The sequence below is a fragment of the Flavobacterium soyae genome (genome assembly GCF_045348165.1).
GTDB lineage: Bacteria > Bacteroidota > Bacteroidia > Flavobacteriales > Flavobacteriaceae > Flavobacterium > Flavobacterium soyae.
Map to the genome: position 1 here is coordinate 5,205,142 of NZ_CP150845.1, position 15,911 is coordinate 5,221,052.

A 15,911-nucleotide genomic window follows, 5' to 3' on the forward strand; every position below is an offset into this window, starting at 1 on the left:
AATAAAAAACACCACAGATATGAAAACTAATATTACTCTCCGCCAAAACTCAAGTCATTTTTACTTAATTGGATTACTGAGTTTTCTGTTAGCATCTTGTGGTTCTTACCAAAACACATCCTATCAAGATAATGACGGTGTATATGGTAACTCTACCAACAGATACGCGCAAACAAATACCACGAACACAAATAATCAATATAAAGATTACTTCAAGTCCCTTCAAGATGATAACCAGCCTACTGAAATTTTTACCGATGTAGACAATTATGGTAATTATGCTGAAAGCGACAGTACACAAACAGCAGCTGCATCTTACCCGGCTTGGGGAAGCAGCAATTCAGAAGTTTCTGTAAACGTTTACTCTAACCCGGCATGGTCATTCGGATTTGGATGGGGCTACCCTTATTACGGATACGGATGGGGATATGGCGGTTATTGGGGCGGATACTGGGGTTATCCTGGTTACGCTTGGGGATACCCTGGATATTGGGGACCTGGATGGGGATACGGATATCCTGGATATTGGGGTGGAAGTTACTACAGAAACTACTCTTATAACTACGGAAGAAGAGGATCTGCCGCTTACTATGGAGGCAGAAACTATGCTTCAAACAGAAACTTTGTAAACAGTAGAAACTACACTAACAGAGGAAGCTACACAACAAACAGAAGTTATACCAATAGATCAAACGGTTATTCTGATTACAGAAGAAGCTCTTCTGTAAACGGAAGAACTTATAATTCCAGCCCGACTTTCAGCAACAGAAGAAGTTATTCTCAAGGCCAAAGTAACAGCTACGATTATTCTAATAGAAGATCAAGCTCTGCAGCAACTAACAGAAGTTACAACTACAACAATAACAACAGCAGTTCATCAAGAACTTACTCTCCTAGCCCTTCACGCTCAATGAACAGCGGCGGAGGCGGAAGTATGAGATCATCTGGCGGCGGAGGCGGTGGAAGATCATACGGAGGCGGTGGAGGCGGAAGAAGGTAACATTTTCCTTCTTTTGTACATCTAATTACACATTAAAAACTTATCCAAATGAAAAAAATACTTTTCCTTTTAATTACAGGACTAACTGTCAGCGTCTCACATTCTCAGGAAGTTTCTGATGCAGTTCGTTATTCACAAGACAACTTGACCGGAACTGCAAGATTTAGAGCAATGAGCGGTGCATTTGGAGCTGTAGGCGGGGATCTATCCTCCATTTCTGTCAATCCGGCCGGATCAGCAATCTTTAACAATAATCAGGTTGGAATAACTCTGAGCAATCAAAATATTAAAAACAATTCTAATTATTTTGGAACTCAAACATCAGACAAAGACAATTCTTTTATTTTAAATCAAGCAGGTGGAATTTTTGTATTTAAAGACCGAAATCCCAACAATAATGGATGGAATAAAATTGCAATTGGAGCAAGTTATGAGAACACAAATAATTTTAACAGTAACACTTTTTCTGCTGGAAGAAATCCTAACAATTCGATAGCTAATTATTTTTTAACTTACGCTAATGGAATCGAGCTAGGCAATATTACAAATATTCCATACAGAGATCAGTTTTATGATGAGCAACAAGCTTATTTTGGCTATTACGGATTTGTAATAAATCCTGTTTCCGATACTGACGGCAACACACAATACACAAGTAACGTACCAGCATTACAACCTGGGCAAAGTTATTATCAGGAAAACAATATTTACGAAAGAGGCTATAACAGTAAAGTAAGTTTTAACATTGCGACATCATACAATGATCGTATTTATCTGGGAGCAAACTTAAATGTACATGTAACAGATTATAGGAGATCAAGTAGTTTTTATGAGTCCAACAACGCCCCTCTTACTTCAACGCCAACTATTTCTGCAGCAACATTCAATAATGAATTATATACTTATGGCAACGGATTCTCTTTTCAATTAGGTGCAATTGCAAAAGTTACAGAAGCATTTAGACTTGGTTTAGCTTACGAATCAAATACATGGTATGAGCTTTACGATGAAGTTTCTCAAAGTCTTTATACTACAAGACAAGCTAGCGACGGGCAAGAACTTTATAAAACTGTAAATCCCGATATTGTTAACGTTTATGATTCTTACACTTTACAAACCCCGGGAAAGTTCACTTTTAGTGCCGCTTATGTATTTGGCAAATCAGGCTTAATAAGTGTTGATTATGCAATTAAAGATTATAGTAACACAAAATACAAACCAACAAACGATTCAGGTTTTAGAGACTTAAACAATATCATGAGCAATCAATTAACTACAAATGGAGAGTTAAGAGTTGGAGCTGAATATAAAATAAACAGACTGAGTTTACGTGGAGGATATCGTTTTGAAGGAAGTCCTTATAAAAACGGAACTACAATTGGAGATTTAAACAGCTATTCTGGAGGTTTGGGATATAGTTTTGGAGCAACTAAATTAGATTTAGCTTATTCGTATTTAGAAAGAAAATCTAATCAAGGTTTCTTTGCTACAGGATTTACTGATGGCGCAAACATTACATCGAAACTAAACAATGTTTCTTTGACTTTATTATTTGAATTGTAATTAAGAATAAATAGATGAATGGAAATTTCCGTCAGGTTTATACCTGGCGGATTTTTTTGGCCCTAAAATATCAAGAAGCTCTTCATAAAAAACACCTAAAAGAAACCGAAACAAGCTGTGTTTGAATAAAAAAGTGTAATTTTGCACTCCAATTTATAAAAGTATGAGAACCAAGTCTTTAAAAAAAAACAAAATTAACGTAATCACTCTTGGGTGTTCAAAAAATGTATATGATAGTGAAGTGCTTATGGGTCAGCTTCGTGCAAACGGAAAAGAAGTAACTCATGAAGCCGCTGCAAAGGATGAAGGAAACATTATTGTAATAAATACTTGTGGTTTTATTGATAATGCGAAAGCAGAATCGGTAAACATGATTTTGGAATATGCTGATAAAAAAGATAAAGGTTTAGTTGACAAAGTCTTCGTTACCGGATGTTTATCTGAGCGTTACAGACCTGATTTAGAAAAAGAAATTCCAAATGTTGACCAATATTTTGGTACCACTGAATTACCTCAATTATTGAAAGCTTTAGGAGCTGATTATAAACATGAATTATTAGGAGAAAGATTAACGACTACTCCTAAAAATTATGCTTACTTAAAAATCGCCGAAGGCTGTGACAGACCTTGCAGTTTTTGTGCAATTCCATTAATGCGTGGTTCTCATGTTTCGCAGCCAATTGAAAAATTAGTTAAGGAAGCACAAGGTTTAGCTAAAAACGGCGTTAAAGAATTAATACTGATTGCTCAGGATTTAACGTATTACGGTTTAGATCTTTATAAAAAGAGAAATCTGGCAGAATTGTTAGAAGCATTAGCAGCTGTTGAAGGAATCGAGTGGATTCGTCTGCATTATGCTTATCCTACTGGTTTTCCAATGGATGTTTTGGAATTAATGAAGCGAGAACCTAAGATTTGTAATTATATTGATATTCCGCTGCAGCATATTTCAGATTCTATTTTGAAATCGATGCGCCGCGGTACAACTCAGGCTAAAACAACACAATTATTGAAAGATTTCCGCGCTGCTGTTCCCGGAATGGCAATTAGAACTACTTTAATTGTTGGATATCCTGGTGAAACGCAGGAAGATTTCGAAATCTTAAAAGATTTTGTTCAGGAAATGAAGTTTGACAGAATGGGCTGTTTTGCTTATTCTCATGAAGAAAATACTCATGCATATTTATTAGAAGATGATGTACCGGATGACGTAAAACAAGCCAGAGCTAATGAAATTATGGAATTGCAATCGCAGATTTCATGGGATTTAAATCAGGAGAAAGTGGGACAAGTTTTTAGATGTATTATTGATAGAAAAGAAGGTACTCATTTTGTAGGCAGAACTGAGTTTGACAGCCCGGATGTTGATAATGAAGTTTTAATAGATGCTTCTAAACATTATGTAAAAACCGGCGAATTTGTTAATATCAAGATAATTGAAGCAACAGAATTTGATTTATACGGAGAACCTGCTTAAATTTACCGTAAACTCTAGTATTAACTTAGACAAAACAATTTTATGAAAGCTTCTCAAAACTTAACTATATTAGTTTTTACATTATTCTGTTTCAATTTTGCTTCGGCTCAATATGGTAACGGATATAATAATGGTTATGGCAATGGCTATGGCGGCGGCTACGGAAGAGGCGGCGGTATGGGCATGGACAGAAGTATGATGGGAGGACCGCAGGGCAATACCAGTAAACCGAAAGAAATACCTGTTGAAGAAACTGCAGCGAAAATTGTAGAGCAAATGAAACCGGTAGTAAATCTTGACGAACTTCAGGCAATTGCTATTACAAATGTTTTTGCCGACGGTTTGAGAGAACAGGGAATTCTTTTAAAAAATGAAAGCAGCAGCCAGGATGAAAAAATGGAGCAGTTAAAAGCCCTAAAGGAAAGCATGACAAAAAAAATCACTGCTTTTTTAAATCCTGACCAAATAGAGAAATACACTAATTTCATGGCTGATTTCAAAGAAATTAAAAAAACAAAATCAAAAAAGAAAAAAGATTCTAAAGAATCAAAAGATAATGAAGAAGAAAAACCTGCAGAAAAAATTCAGGAATAATTGTTCTAATTCTATTATAAAATGTAATTAACCATGGCAAAAAAACATTTTTGTTATTTGATTTTAGCAATTATTATTACTTCTTGCTCAACAAATCCGTATAAGCATACTGAAAAAGCTTATGACCAGCAGTTAAAAACTTTAGAAAATCAAATTACGAGTAAAGAAGCACAAACAATCCCGCCGATAAGCCCGTTAATTATTGATACAACTTATGCTTCGCAGCTGGGTATTATAAAAGACACGTTATCTAAAACGGGTTCAACGGCTTTAGTAAACGGAATTAGTACGGAATGGATTGGAACTGTAAATTTCAATTTAAGAAAACCTAGTTTTATTATTATTCATCATACTGCTCAGGATTCTCTTCAGCAGACTATAAATACTTTTACTAAAACCAAAACTCAGGTTAGTGCCCATTATGTAATTTCTGAGAACGGAAAAGTTGTTCAGATGCTGAATGACTATTTAAGAGCCTGGCATGCAGGAAATTCTACCTGGGGAAAAAATACTGATTTAAATTCAACTTCTATAGGAATTGAACTAGACAATAATGGTTTTAAACCTTTTACTGAGGCACAAATCAACAGTTTAGTAGCATTATTGACAAAACTTAAAAAGGATTACAATATTCCGACCCAAAACGTTTTAGGCCATGCCGATATTGCTCCGGGAAGAAAACAAGATCCGAGTGCCTTATTTCCGTGGAAAACATTAGCCGAAAAAGGGTTTGGAATCTGGCCGGATGAAGTTCTGGAAGAAGCTCCGTTTGACTTTAAAATTGAGCCTGCGCTAAGAATTATTGGCTACAACACAAAGAATCTTTCTGCAGCTATTCAGGCTTTCAAATTGCATTATATTCAAACTGATGCAACTTCAACGCTTGACCGCAAAACAATTGACACAATATATTCTATATATAAAAAACAGGTTCAGTAAGAACACATCTCCAATAAAATATAAAACGCATTTCTAAAGGTCTAGAAATGCGTTTTTTTATACTTGCATTTTTCCCAAGGATAATAATATACATACAAGATTTTGCCACAGATTTAAAGGCTTAAAAAGATTTTTCACTCTTTGAGTTGATGTTTTTTTTGCCACGAATTTCACGAATTTTCACTAATTATTTTTGGTAAAAACTGTATGCACAAAAAATGGATTTCACGGTTTATGTTAAGAAAGTTTATTAACGATTCTTCGTGTAGCGATATAAAAAATTAAGCAAAATTTAATTCGTGAAAATTCGTGAAATTCGTGGCAAAAAAAAAATCCTTTATAATCCTTTAAATCTGTGGCAAAATCAAACAAAAAAAATAATCCCAATAAAAAAGCTGCCAAAACATAAGTATATTTCGACAGCTCCAAAAAAAAAAAAAAAAATATCAATCTTTATCTCTAGAAAGAGTATGTTGTAGCAAGCAAGGCGAAGAATGATCCTCCTGTTGGAGCAGCATCACTGTCTAAGAAGATATCTTCTGAAGCAGCATCGTATCTTAGCTCGGGAATTATTGTTAGTTTTCCAACTTTATAGTTTAATGAAACTGTATTTGCAAATACATTAGAACCAGTTAATGTTCCTAAACTTGGAGCAGCATCTTTTGCATCAAAATATTCAACTCTGTATGCTAGAAGCAAAGATGGGCTAAATGAATAATTTGCATATCCTACTACTGAAAACCATTCACCATCTAAAGTACTATCGAAATCATGTTTCGTTTTAGCATAAGTTGCATTAAGCCCAAGTCCGAAGCTGTCACTTATTGTTTTAGAAGCTGTCAAATCGAATTGTGTTTTATTCTCATTTGACACCGGTATTGTACTTCCAGGAATTGGGTTTGTACTTCCTGATGTAAAGTTTAAATAAGCGCTTCCTGTTTCACCAACAAAACCTACTTGACCTATATACGTTTTTTGTGTTGAACCAGCATCCATTGCCGATTTAAAATCTGTTGGGTTAGTTATACCAAACATAGCAGTAAATTTACCTTTAGTATATTGTGCTTTAACCCCTGTATTAAAGAATGGTCCATAAGAGAAGGCATAAGACATACTGTAGTTTTTATTGTCTACCGCATCTACTAATTCATACCCTACGTGTGTACCAAAGCTACCGGCAACAACTTTAAATTCGTCTGTAATTTGGTAAGTAAAAAATAATTGTTTAATTAAAAATTTAGCATTTATATCTTTATCTGTTGTTTCATTGTATGAGAACTCTCCTGCTCTTTTTCCGAAACCTAAGTCTACAAAAACAGAAGCTTTTCCAAATGTATGACTTGCTTCGATCGAAGCCATTCCTAATTCAAACGAATCCTGAGAGTTGGTAAAGCTCGTTAATCCGTTCATTTGTTTAGAAAAATCATATTTATAGTAAGCGTCCGCAGACCCTCCCCATGTAGTTGCTGGCGAAGTTTGTTTTTCATCCTCTTGTGCAAAAGCAAAAGAACTGGTTAAAGTGGCAGCTAAAATGTAAAATACTTTTTTCATGTGTTAATTGGTTTTTAGTTATTAATTTGATTTTGGTTAGTTAATCGTTTATATATCTATTAATAGTATAAGTCATTTTTTAAAACCCTGAATCTCCGCCTAAAACCTCTTCATTTTCATTAGCGAATTTATTAACTTTTGTATGAGTAGAATAATTGGAAACTACTTTTTTGAGGTTTATAGCGAAGAATTATGGATTACAAAAATTAAACTGCCAATAATCGTTATTTGACATTTATAGCGTTTTGTTTTTGAAAATTCAATAACGTTTTTTTGGTGTTTTTATTCAAAAAAATTGGGCTATTTAAAAACTACAATCAAAAAACAGATAAAAAACCAACTTAAAAACACTTTAAAATAACATTACCCCTTAAAATTTTAGGGGTGTATTAAAAAACAAATATTTAAAACAAAACCAGATCCTTATTATTCAAAAAATCCACCAATGCTAAAGCTTGACAAAATTTCTTACAAAAATAAATTCCTTAAAACACCCGTTAAATATGTTATTACAAAATCAAAAATTCACCCGTAAAACAAAAAAGCCTGCTCAAATCTGAACAGGCTTACTTATTAACGAAAGAGTTTTTTTACTCTTGACTATTATACTTTCTTAAAAACTCACGGACCTTGATCCCGGATTCTTTTAAGTCTTCATCTTTCCACTTTCCATCTGATTTTGCGGTCTTTTTTAAAATCGAGCAAGTTTCATCTTTATCAGAAACTGACCATGTTATCCAGCTTAATTTTTTAGATTCCATCCAGTCAATATATTCCTGCCATGCTTTTACATTTAAAGTTCCGTCGCCGGAAGCTTCCGTTCCTGCAGATTCAGAAATAAAAATAGGCAGACCTCTTTTCAGTGCTTCATCTGTTCTGTCCCTTAATTCTTTACCATGTGTTGCGGCGTAAAAGTGTAAAGTATACATTATATTATTATATCCTAAAATTGGATCTTCTGCAGGAAGGTCAACATCCTGATCCCAATGCGGTGATCCTACCAATATAATATTGTTGGGGTCATTTTCTCTAATTACCCTTATTACTTCTTCGGCATAGGTTTTAACTTCCCACCAGGTTTCATAATCAGGTTCATTAAATACCTCATATATTATATTAGGGTACTTGGAGTACTTTTGAGACATTTCTGCAAAAAATGCTTTTGCTTCTTTTAAATTAACATTATGGCTGTGCCAATCTATAATTACATATATATCAGATTTTATAGCACCATTTATTACGGCTTCTATTTTTTCTTTTGAAAACTGAGGGTCATTAGTATAGGAGTAATCTCCAAGTTCGATTCCCATTGCGGCACGCACGACATTGCAATTGAAATCTTTTTTGAGCCAGCTTACGGCTTTTTCGTTGTAAAATCTCGGCCACATACTATGCCATCCAAAACTCAAGCCCCGCAAAACAACGGGTTCATTGTTTTTATCTACTAACTGAGTTCCCTGAAGGCTCAATTGACCATGCTTTTTTACAAATTGTGCTTGTACAAAACAGCATACTAATAAGAATAAAATTGTAGTTAATTTTTTAAACCTCATCATAAATTTAAATTTTAAAGAGACAATTTTAATGTTATGCAATCATGCGAAGCTAATTCTGCTGCAAAATTCTTTTTTGTATTTCCTGAATCTTTATTAGTCCAAAGATTTTTTAATTTGAATGTAGTTTTATTAAAATCAGCTTCATAGCCGAAATCTACATCTTTTATTGCATTCTTTTTCCAATCGAAATTAATTTTTTTAGAAACTTCACTTCTGTTTAAAAAAGTAACCGCCCAATTTCCATCAGATAAAGGTTTTACCCAGACTTCTAAACCGTCTTCTGCTGAATGCTTAAAACCCTGAATTCCTAATTTATCCTGATTTACAGCGATTAATTCTTTATTGGTTAAAATCGCTAATGTTTCTTTTGACATTTTTCTGAAATCATTTCCTGCAATAAGCGGCGACGAAAGCATACACCACATTGCAAAATGTGATTTATCTTCAGTATCGTTCATTTCGTTTCCAACTTCCATCATATCAAAATCATTCCAATGATCCGGTCCGGAATATTTACGGATGTCTTTTCGCATTTCGGCAATTTTCATAAATCCCCAGGAAGACCAGTTTTCAGGATGTTTGAATTCGCAGTCAAAGCAAGGATAAATATCTCCGGAAATTCTCCAAAGATTTCCAACAGGTTTTCCCCACTCCCATGGCTGATTATCGCCCCATTCGCAAAGGCTGAAAACAATTGGCCGTCCTGCAGTTTTTAATGCGTTGCTCATGGTTGTATAAGCTTCTGGTGCAGTAATTCCTTTTGTGTTACACCAATCGTATTTTAAAAAATCGATTCCTAGTTTAGCATAAAAACGAGCATCCTGATATTCATAACCACGAGTTCCCGGATATCCCGCGCAGGTTTGCGTTCCGGCACAATTGTACAAGCCAAATTTTAAGCCTTTACTGTGCACATAATCGATTACAGATTTCATTCCGTTAGGGAATTTAACAGGGTCCGGAACTAAATCTCCGTTTGCATCACGTTCTTTGGCCATCCAGCCATCATCTAATACTATATAATTGTAACCGGCAGCAGCCATTCCTGATGAAACCATTATATCAGCGGTTTCTTTTACCAATTTTTCATCAATATTTGTTGCAAAAGTATTCCATGAATTCCATCCCATTGGCGGCGTCATGGCCAGACCTTCAAATTTTCCTGCAGTCAGCGTATGTGTATTCCCCTGGCTGAAACCAAAAACGGAGACACATAAAGCTAATCCTAAAATAATTTTCTTCATTTTATAAAATTAAAAACACATTTATAAAAAGATATTCCCTAACTTTTCAATTAGGGAATATCTTAAACTAACTCAAAAAAGCAACTTTATTTATTTTAATACAAATCCTATATCATCAAATAATACAGTATTACCTCCATCATTATTTGATTCCTGGAAGGTAAGCATCCAAAGACTCGTAGGATTTCCTAAATCGCTAAAAGGAATTTCCAGATAAACCCATGAAGTTGTAACAGGTAAAACATAGTTTGCTCCGCCGTTTACACTAAAATTAACTCGTCCGGTTTTTGAACCTTTAATGGCGATACGTAATGCTTTGTATGGGGTTAAATCAACATTGAAACCCCAGTTTCCTCCATCCCATTGACCAAATTCCCATTGCCATGATTTTTCGCCCTGATAAGAATCTCCTTCAAAAGCAAAATTAACTCCTTTTCCAGCCCATGGACCTCCCCATTGCACACCATACAATATATCATCGTATAATGCTGTTCCTATAGCTTCTTTTGATACGGCTGCTCCGGATATATTAGCTACAGAAAGATATCTGTGATTTGCATTTGCCGGGATTTTTACCACTATCTGCTCTAAAGTTGAAGATACAACTGTAACAGGAACTGCAGGCTGTGTTGGTGTTTCTGCCAGGGTAACTACAGGGTTTAGGAAATATTTACCTTTAATTATTACCTGATCTCCCTCTGCACAATTGATAGAATTAAAACCGCTAAATGTAGGTACCGGTGGGGCAACTGTCAAATTATACACAACAGTCCCTCTTTCTGTAACCACTTTTAACTGATTAGAAGCATTAGCATAAGGAGTGTCTTCATCAACCAATATAATTATATCAGTATCTGTTACAAATGTTGGTCTGAAATAGGTATCAAAATCATTAAAGTATACTTTTTTCGTGGTAAGCAATCCTTTACCGTGAATTACATAATAATTTTTTGGATCTACTAATGTTACCGGAGTCAATGGTTTAAGACTTCCATCTGCATTATAACCAGAAGGCATAACTGATTCTATTACAGGAGCACCAGTATAAACCTCAGCGCTGCTGTCATCACTTGAGCATGAAGTAAAAAGCATTAAAGATAACATCCATGCCATGCATGCTGCTAACGAAACAATTTTTATATTTTTCATATTTTTATTTTTAAAAATTATTTAAAAGTATACGGTGCTACTTCTGTTAATTTTGGATTTTTAATTAAATCATCTGCCGGATAAGGCAGTAAAAGATTTGATGCCGAAATTGTAATATGTTTCGGTGTTTGCTTATCTCCTCTGTTTTGAGCCTCTAAAATTGCTTTTGCCTGAGCAAATGGCAAACGACCTAAATCAAAATAATAATCTCCTTCACAAGCTAATTCTGCACGTCTTTCTTTAAAGATATCATCAAATGAAATAGAAGCTTTAATTGGCAGACCAGCTCTTTTACGTACTGCGTTAAATGATTTTAAGGCTGCAGGATCAGAAGTGCTTCCTGATTGTGACCCTAAAATTGCTTCGGCATGAATTAAAAGCAGTTCAGCATAACGCATCATATAACTATTCATACTGCTTTCTCCATTAAATGGTGCATTGAATGGTCCTGTTATTGGTAAATTCTCTTTCCCTATTACATATTTTTTCAAACCGGATCCTGAATTCTGAGCTTGATTTGCTTCTTCAAAAGTATATCCTAAAAGTTTTGGAGAATCTACTGCAAGTGTTTGTGCATAAGTCAGGTTTGGGTAATAATCTCCAGGAAGCATAAATGTTTCTGCTCTTCTTTTATCTCCCGGCTCATAAACATTATGAATTAAATCCTGAGACGGCGCAATCTGACCTGAATATGAAGTCTCTACTAATCTGTTCTCCGGAGCAAACAATGTGTTTGAAAAGTTCCCCTCAAAATAAGTTCCTGCACCAGTCCACTGCCATGAAAAGATAGACTCTTCATTGTTATTATTTTTTTGAAGCCATAAATCAGCAAAAGATTTTGTTGGCAGTTCATCACCACCCAATAATTTAAATTCGCCGCTGTTAATTACTTCCTGAGCCATAGCTCTTGCCAGATCATATTTCTTTTGATACAGATATACTTTTGCCAAAAGAGCTTTTGCAGAACCGCTTGAAACGTGTGCATTTGCAGCATAATCAGATCCTCTGTTTTTAGATCTTAAATTGGCAATAGCAAATTTTAAATCGTTCTCTATAAACGTATAAACATCTGCTACAGGATTACTTGGAATAACAAAATTCTTAGAATAATCAGCATTGTTTTCAATAATTGGCACGTTACCCCATAATCTTACCAAAAAGAAGTATGAAAAAGCTCTGATAAAATGCATTTCGCCTAAAGCATTGTTTAAGGCTTCGCTGCTTACATCCGGCCCAACACTTTGAGGAAGTAAACTTATATATGTGTTACAATTTGCAACAGCCCCAAAACATGATCTCCATGAATCTCCAATAAAAGACTGTGAATTAGTAAAACTCAAATCTGTAAACTTACCAAATTCGTTATAAGGCCCCGCATACATATTACCAGATATAACATCGGTAATACCATAAAAACCTTCCTTATTCATATTAAACCAAACAATGCCATAAAGCCCGTTACTTGCATTGTCCAATTTTACATCAGAATCGTAATAATTTCCTATTGTAGGCACTCCTTCTGCAGGCACGTCTAAAAAGTCCTGAGAGCAAGAAGAAGATATTAACATTAGCAGCGTCAAAGCAGCTGCACCACTTCTTTTTATTATATTTTTCATATTAATTCGTATTAAAATTCAACATTAAAACCAAAAGATATTTGTCTAGGCACAGGATAACGACCATTATCAACACCTGATAATAATGCATCTTGATTGTAAGAACCAACTTCAGGATCATATCCTTTATATTTGGTAAAAGTGTATAAGTTTTGTCCAGAAGCGTAAATTCTCAATCTTGTTAATTTTATTTTTGAGATTACGTCAGAAGGAAGAGAATAACCTAAAGTTACATTCTGAATTCTTAAGTATGATCCATCTTCTATAATTCGTGACGAAACCGCATTATTGATATCATTGTAAGCAGAAGGTCTAGGCAGTGAAGCATCTAAATTGTCTGCAGAATAAAAATCAGCCGCATCTGTTAAATAATTTGTACCTAAATTACTGTTTAATGTACCAGACATACGAGTTAAGTTCATCAGCTTGTTTCCAGAAGTTCCCTGAAGAAAAATAGATAAATCAACATTTTTATACTTAAAGTTGTTTGTTAAACCGTAAGTGAATTTTGGATTTGGATTTCCAATAGTAACTAAATCTTTTGTATCAATAATACCATCATTATTTTGATCCTTGTAAATTACATCTCCTTTTATAAAGTTTGGCTGTAATGAATTTGTTCCGTTTTTTAAAGGTACTCTTGTGCCTGCAGCATTTTCGTAGCCATAAGTTAATAAATCTTCATCTGTTCTGTAAATACCTGTTGCTTCATAACCTAAAAATGAACCTATAGGCAGACCTTCCTGAGTTCTCGATACCGTTACCGTATTATAAGCCAGTGTACCCATTGTTTTAACAATGTTTAAGCCTGCCATATTGGTAACTTCATTTTCATATTTTGTAAAGTTTGCACTTGCGTTCCATGAAAAATTTGGTGTAAATTGCTGTGTATAATTAAGAGTAATCTCAATACCCTTGTTTTTCATACTTCCAAGATTAAAAGAAGGAGGATTTACACCACCCTCATAATCACCACCTCCAGAAAGAAAGTTTGGCAGAGGAACCTGATACAAGAAATCTTTAGAAACTTTTTGATACACATCTATTGTTGCAGAAAGTTTTGAATCAAACATTGTAAAATCTAATCCTAAGTTGGTCTGTTCCTGAGTTTCCCATTTCAAATCTTTATTAGCTGTATTTGACGGCAGATAAGAAGTTCCCATTGAACTGTTAATCAAATGCAGGTTAGAATCATATAAGTTATTACCAATCTGGTTATTACCAGTTTGTCCCCAGCCCACTCTAAGTTTAATATTATCAACATACTTTCTCGTATTTGCCATAAAATCCTCATGAGAAAGTTTCCAGGAACCGCTGGCAGAGCTAAAAACCCCCCATTTGTTTCCTACGAAAAACTTAGAAGAACCATCTGTTCTTACTGCTCCTGTAACGCTGTATTTATCACCAAAATCATAAACAACCCTTCCTAAATAAGAAGCCAAGGTCTGAGTTCCTGAATAAACACCATTTGTAACCGCTTTTGATAAATCAGATGCAGCCAATGATTTGTCATTGTTATCTTTATATCCATAACCTGTTATTGTATATCCTTCCCAGTGAGCTCTGTTTGACTCCTGAACCGCAAGAACAGTAAAATTATGTCTGCCAATAGTTTTTCTGTAAGTAAGCATGTTTTTTAAATTCCATGAGTTACCAGAAGATGGGCTGTAATATAAATTGGCAAAACTTTTTACCGCATTCCCCAACGAATACATTGGATCAAATCTTTGACCTAAATTATCATATATATAACCACCAGCCTCAAAACGATATTCTAAACCTTTTAATATATCAATCTGAGTATAGAAATTTCCTGAATAGTTTTTTCTAACCAATGTATTTGATCCTAATAAAGAAGTAGCAACCGGGTTAACAAAAGATGTCGCTCCTCCAGCAGGCGGGCCGGCAAATGCACCCGAAAGTTCTCTAACTGCAACATCTGGAGTTGCCAATAATGACGTAGCAACTACACCATTAAACTGCCCGTTAAGAGTTAATTTTTCATCCGTAATTGCACCGCTTACATTAACTCCAACTTTTATAAACGAATTAACTTTAGCATCAATATTTGTTCTAAAATTATATCTTTTAAATCCAGATTCGATAACAATACCTTCCTGATTTAAAACACCTCCGGATATATAGTAATTTACCCCTTCTTTACCACCTGAAAAAGAAAGCTGATTAGAAGTCATAAATCCTGTTTCATAAATTGCATCCTGCCAGTCAGTACCTTTTCCTAAAAGTTCAGGATGAGCAAATTCAGGTCTGAAAGAAGTTGGATCATATACAGCAGACAAAGCATTTTGATGTCTTGCATATTCCTGCAGATTCATAGAATGAAGTTTCTTTGGCAGGTTACTTATTGTGTAAGAATTTTCAAAAGATAATTTACCAGTACCTTTTTTACCAGACTTTGTTGTTACAATAATAACACCATTAGCACCACGAGAACCATAAATAGCGGTTGCCGAAGCGTCTTTTAAAATATCAATAGATTCAATATCACTTGGATTAATAAGAGCTAAAGGGCTTTGTGTTATATTACCGCTATTAGAGAAATTAGAATTTCCCTGTGCATTTCTTCCCGAAGTTGATGAATTTCTTGCATCTCCTGAAATTGGCACTCCATCTATTACATATAAAGGTTCGTTTGTTCCTGTTAAAGACGAAACCCCTCTAATTCTTACCGAAACGTTACTTCCAGGTTCACCAGAATTGCTATTTACAACCACCCCGGCAGCTTTACCCTGCATCATTTGATCAAACGATGCAACTTTTAAGTTTTCAATATCTTTTGAATTAATACTAGAAATAGCACTGTTTACATCTTTTCTCTTTTGTGTACCGTAACCAATTACAACTACATCTTTTAAGTCTTCAGCACTTGATCTTAAGATTACATTGATTGTTCTTTTACCATCAACTGCGATTCTTTGTGTATTAAATCCAATAAATGAATATACTAAAGTTGCATTTGAAGGAGCATCAATAGAATATTTTCCGTCAAAATCAGTTGAAGTAGTTGTCTTCGATCCTGCTATCGAGATATTTGCACCAGGAATCGATAAACCTTTTTCATCAGTTACTGTTCCCGATATTTTACCCTGAGCAGCAATATAATTACTTGTCAGTAACAGAAATAAAATCAATGGAACCGCTCTGTGGTTCGCGTTCCAATGAATAAAGTTAGTCATTAGTTTTTTCATAATAAGTATTGGT

At 34.6% G+C, this 15,911-nt stretch carries 11 protein-coding genes; 5 read left to right on the forward strand and 6 right to left on the reverse strand.

All coding sequences use genetic code 11. The features are described 5' to 3' along the window. Positions 1-19 precede the first annotated feature (19 nt). From AABD74_RS21550 to AABD74_RS21570, 5 genes are all read left to right on the forward strand, one after another. A complete protein-coding gene (locus tag AABD74_RS21550) occupies positions 20-1,000 on the forward strand; it encodes a hypothetical protein (RefSeq protein ID WP_406844254.1) in 981 nt (326 codons plus the stop codon). A 48-nt stretch (positions 1,001-1,048) separates the two neighbouring features. Then, positions 1,049-2,563: an OmpP1/FadL family transporter gene (locus tag AABD74_RS21555; RefSeq protein WP_406844255.1), complete on the forward strand. Its 1,515-nt coding sequence runs from the start codon at positions 1,049-1,051 to the stop codon at positions 2,561-2,563. A 163-nt stretch (positions 2,564-2,726) separates the two neighbouring features. Then, entirely contained in the window at positions 2,727-4,040 is a 1,314-nt protein-coding gene (gene rimO, locus AABD74_RS21560) for a 30S ribosomal protein S12 methylthiotransferase RimO (RefSeq protein ID WP_406844256.1), read from the forward strand. Between the two features lie 42 nt (positions 4,041-4,082). Continuing rightward, a complete protein-coding gene (locus tag AABD74_RS21565) occupies positions 4,083-4,634 on the forward strand; it encodes a hypothetical protein (RefSeq protein WP_232678981.1) in 552 nt (183 codons plus the stop codon). Between the two features lie 33 nt (positions 4,635-4,667). Beyond that, entirely contained in the window at positions 4,668-5,573 is a 906-nt protein-coding gene (locus tag AABD74_RS21570) for an N-acetylmuramoyl-L-alanine amidase (protein ID WP_232678979.1), read from the forward strand. A 459-nt stretch (positions 5,574-6,032) separates the two neighbouring features. On the opposite strand, the gene AABD74_RS21575 is transcribed toward AABD74_RS21570, so the two are convergent. From AABD74_RS21575 to AABD74_RS21600, 6 genes are all read right to left on the reverse strand, one after another. Further along, a complete protein-coding gene (locus AABD74_RS21575) occupies positions 6,033-7,124 on the reverse strand; it encodes an outer membrane beta-barrel protein (RefSeq protein ID WP_232678977.1) in 1,092 nt (363 codons plus the stop codon). 590 nt (positions 7,125-7,714) lie between these two features. Next, positions 7,715-8,680, reverse strand: coding sequence for a glycoside hydrolase family 5 protein (locus tag AABD74_RS21580; RefSeq protein WP_232678972.1), 966 nt, complete (start codon positions 8,678-8,680; stop codon positions 7,715-7,717). 11 nt (positions 8,681-8,691) lie between these two features. Beyond that, positions 8,692-9,924, reverse strand: a complete 1,233-nt coding sequence (locus tag AABD74_RS21585; protein WP_406844257.1) for a glycoside hydrolase family 27 protein — start codon at positions 9,922-9,924, stop codon at positions 8,692-8,694. Positions 9,925-10,014: 90 nt separating this feature from the next. Further along, on the reverse strand, positions 10,015-11,073 hold the full coding sequence (locus AABD74_RS21590) for a hypothetical protein (protein ID WP_232678968.1): 1,059 nt from the start codon (positions 11,071-11,073) through the stop codon (positions 10,015-10,017). Positions 11,074-11,090: 17 nt separating this feature from the next. Next, positions 11,091-12,689, reverse strand: a complete 1,599-nt coding sequence (locus AABD74_RS21595) for a RagB/SusD family nutrient uptake outer membrane protein (protein ID WP_232678966.1) — start codon at positions 12,687-12,689, stop codon at positions 11,091-11,093. A gap of 11 nt (positions 12,690-12,700) precedes the next feature. Further along, positions 12,701-15,898, reverse strand: coding sequence for a TonB-dependent receptor (locus AABD74_RS21600; protein WP_232678963.1), 3,198 nt, complete (start codon positions 15,896-15,898; stop codon positions 12,701-12,703). Positions 15,899-15,911: the final 13 nt, after the last annotated feature.

What these genes read in the sequence shown, in the direction of transcription:
- AABD74_RS21550 (WP_406844254.1), top strand. Translation starts at nt 20, where the DNA reads ATGAAAACTAATATTACTCTCCGCCAAAACTCAAGTCATTTTTACTTA.
- AABD74_RS21570 (WP_232678979.1), top strand. Translation starts at nt 4,668, where the DNA reads ATGGCAAAAAAACATTTTTGTTATTTGATTTTAGCAATTATTATTACT.
- AABD74_RS21555 (WP_406844255.1), top strand. Translation starts at nt 1,049, where the DNA reads ATGAAAAAAATACTTTTCCTTTTAATTACAGGACTAACTGTCAGCGTC.
- rimO (WP_406844256.1), top strand. Translation starts at nt 2,727, where the DNA reads ATGAGAACCAAGTCTTTAAAAAAAAACAAAATTAACGTAATCACTCTT.
- AABD74_RS21580 (WP_232678972.1), bottom strand. Translation starts at nt 8,680, where the DNA reads ATGATGAGGTTTAAAAAATTAACTACAATTTTATTCTTATTAGTATGC.
- AABD74_RS21600 (WP_232678963.1), bottom strand. Translation starts at nt 15,898, where the DNA reads ATGAAAAAACTAATGACTAACTTTATTCATTGGAACGCGAACCACAGA.
- AABD74_RS21585 (WP_406844257.1), bottom strand. Translation starts at nt 9,924, where the DNA reads ATGAAGAAAATTATTTTAGGATTAGCTTTATGTGTCTCCGTTTTTGGT.
- AABD74_RS21595 (WP_232678966.1), bottom strand. Translation starts at nt 12,689, where the DNA reads ATGAAAAATATAATAAAAAGAAGTGGTGCAGCTGCTTTGACGCTGCTA.
- AABD74_RS21565 (WP_232678981.1), top strand. Translation starts at nt 4,083, where the DNA reads ATGAAAGCTTCTCAAAACTTAACTATATTAGTTTTTACATTATTCTGT.
- AABD74_RS21575 (WP_232678977.1), bottom strand. Translation starts at nt 7,124, where the DNA reads ATGAAAAAAGTATTTTACATTTTAGCTGCCACTTTAACCAGTTCTTTT.
- AABD74_RS21590 (WP_232678968.1), bottom strand. Translation starts at nt 11,073, where the DNA reads ATGAAAAATATAAAAATTGTTTCGTTAGCAGCATGCATGGCATGGATG.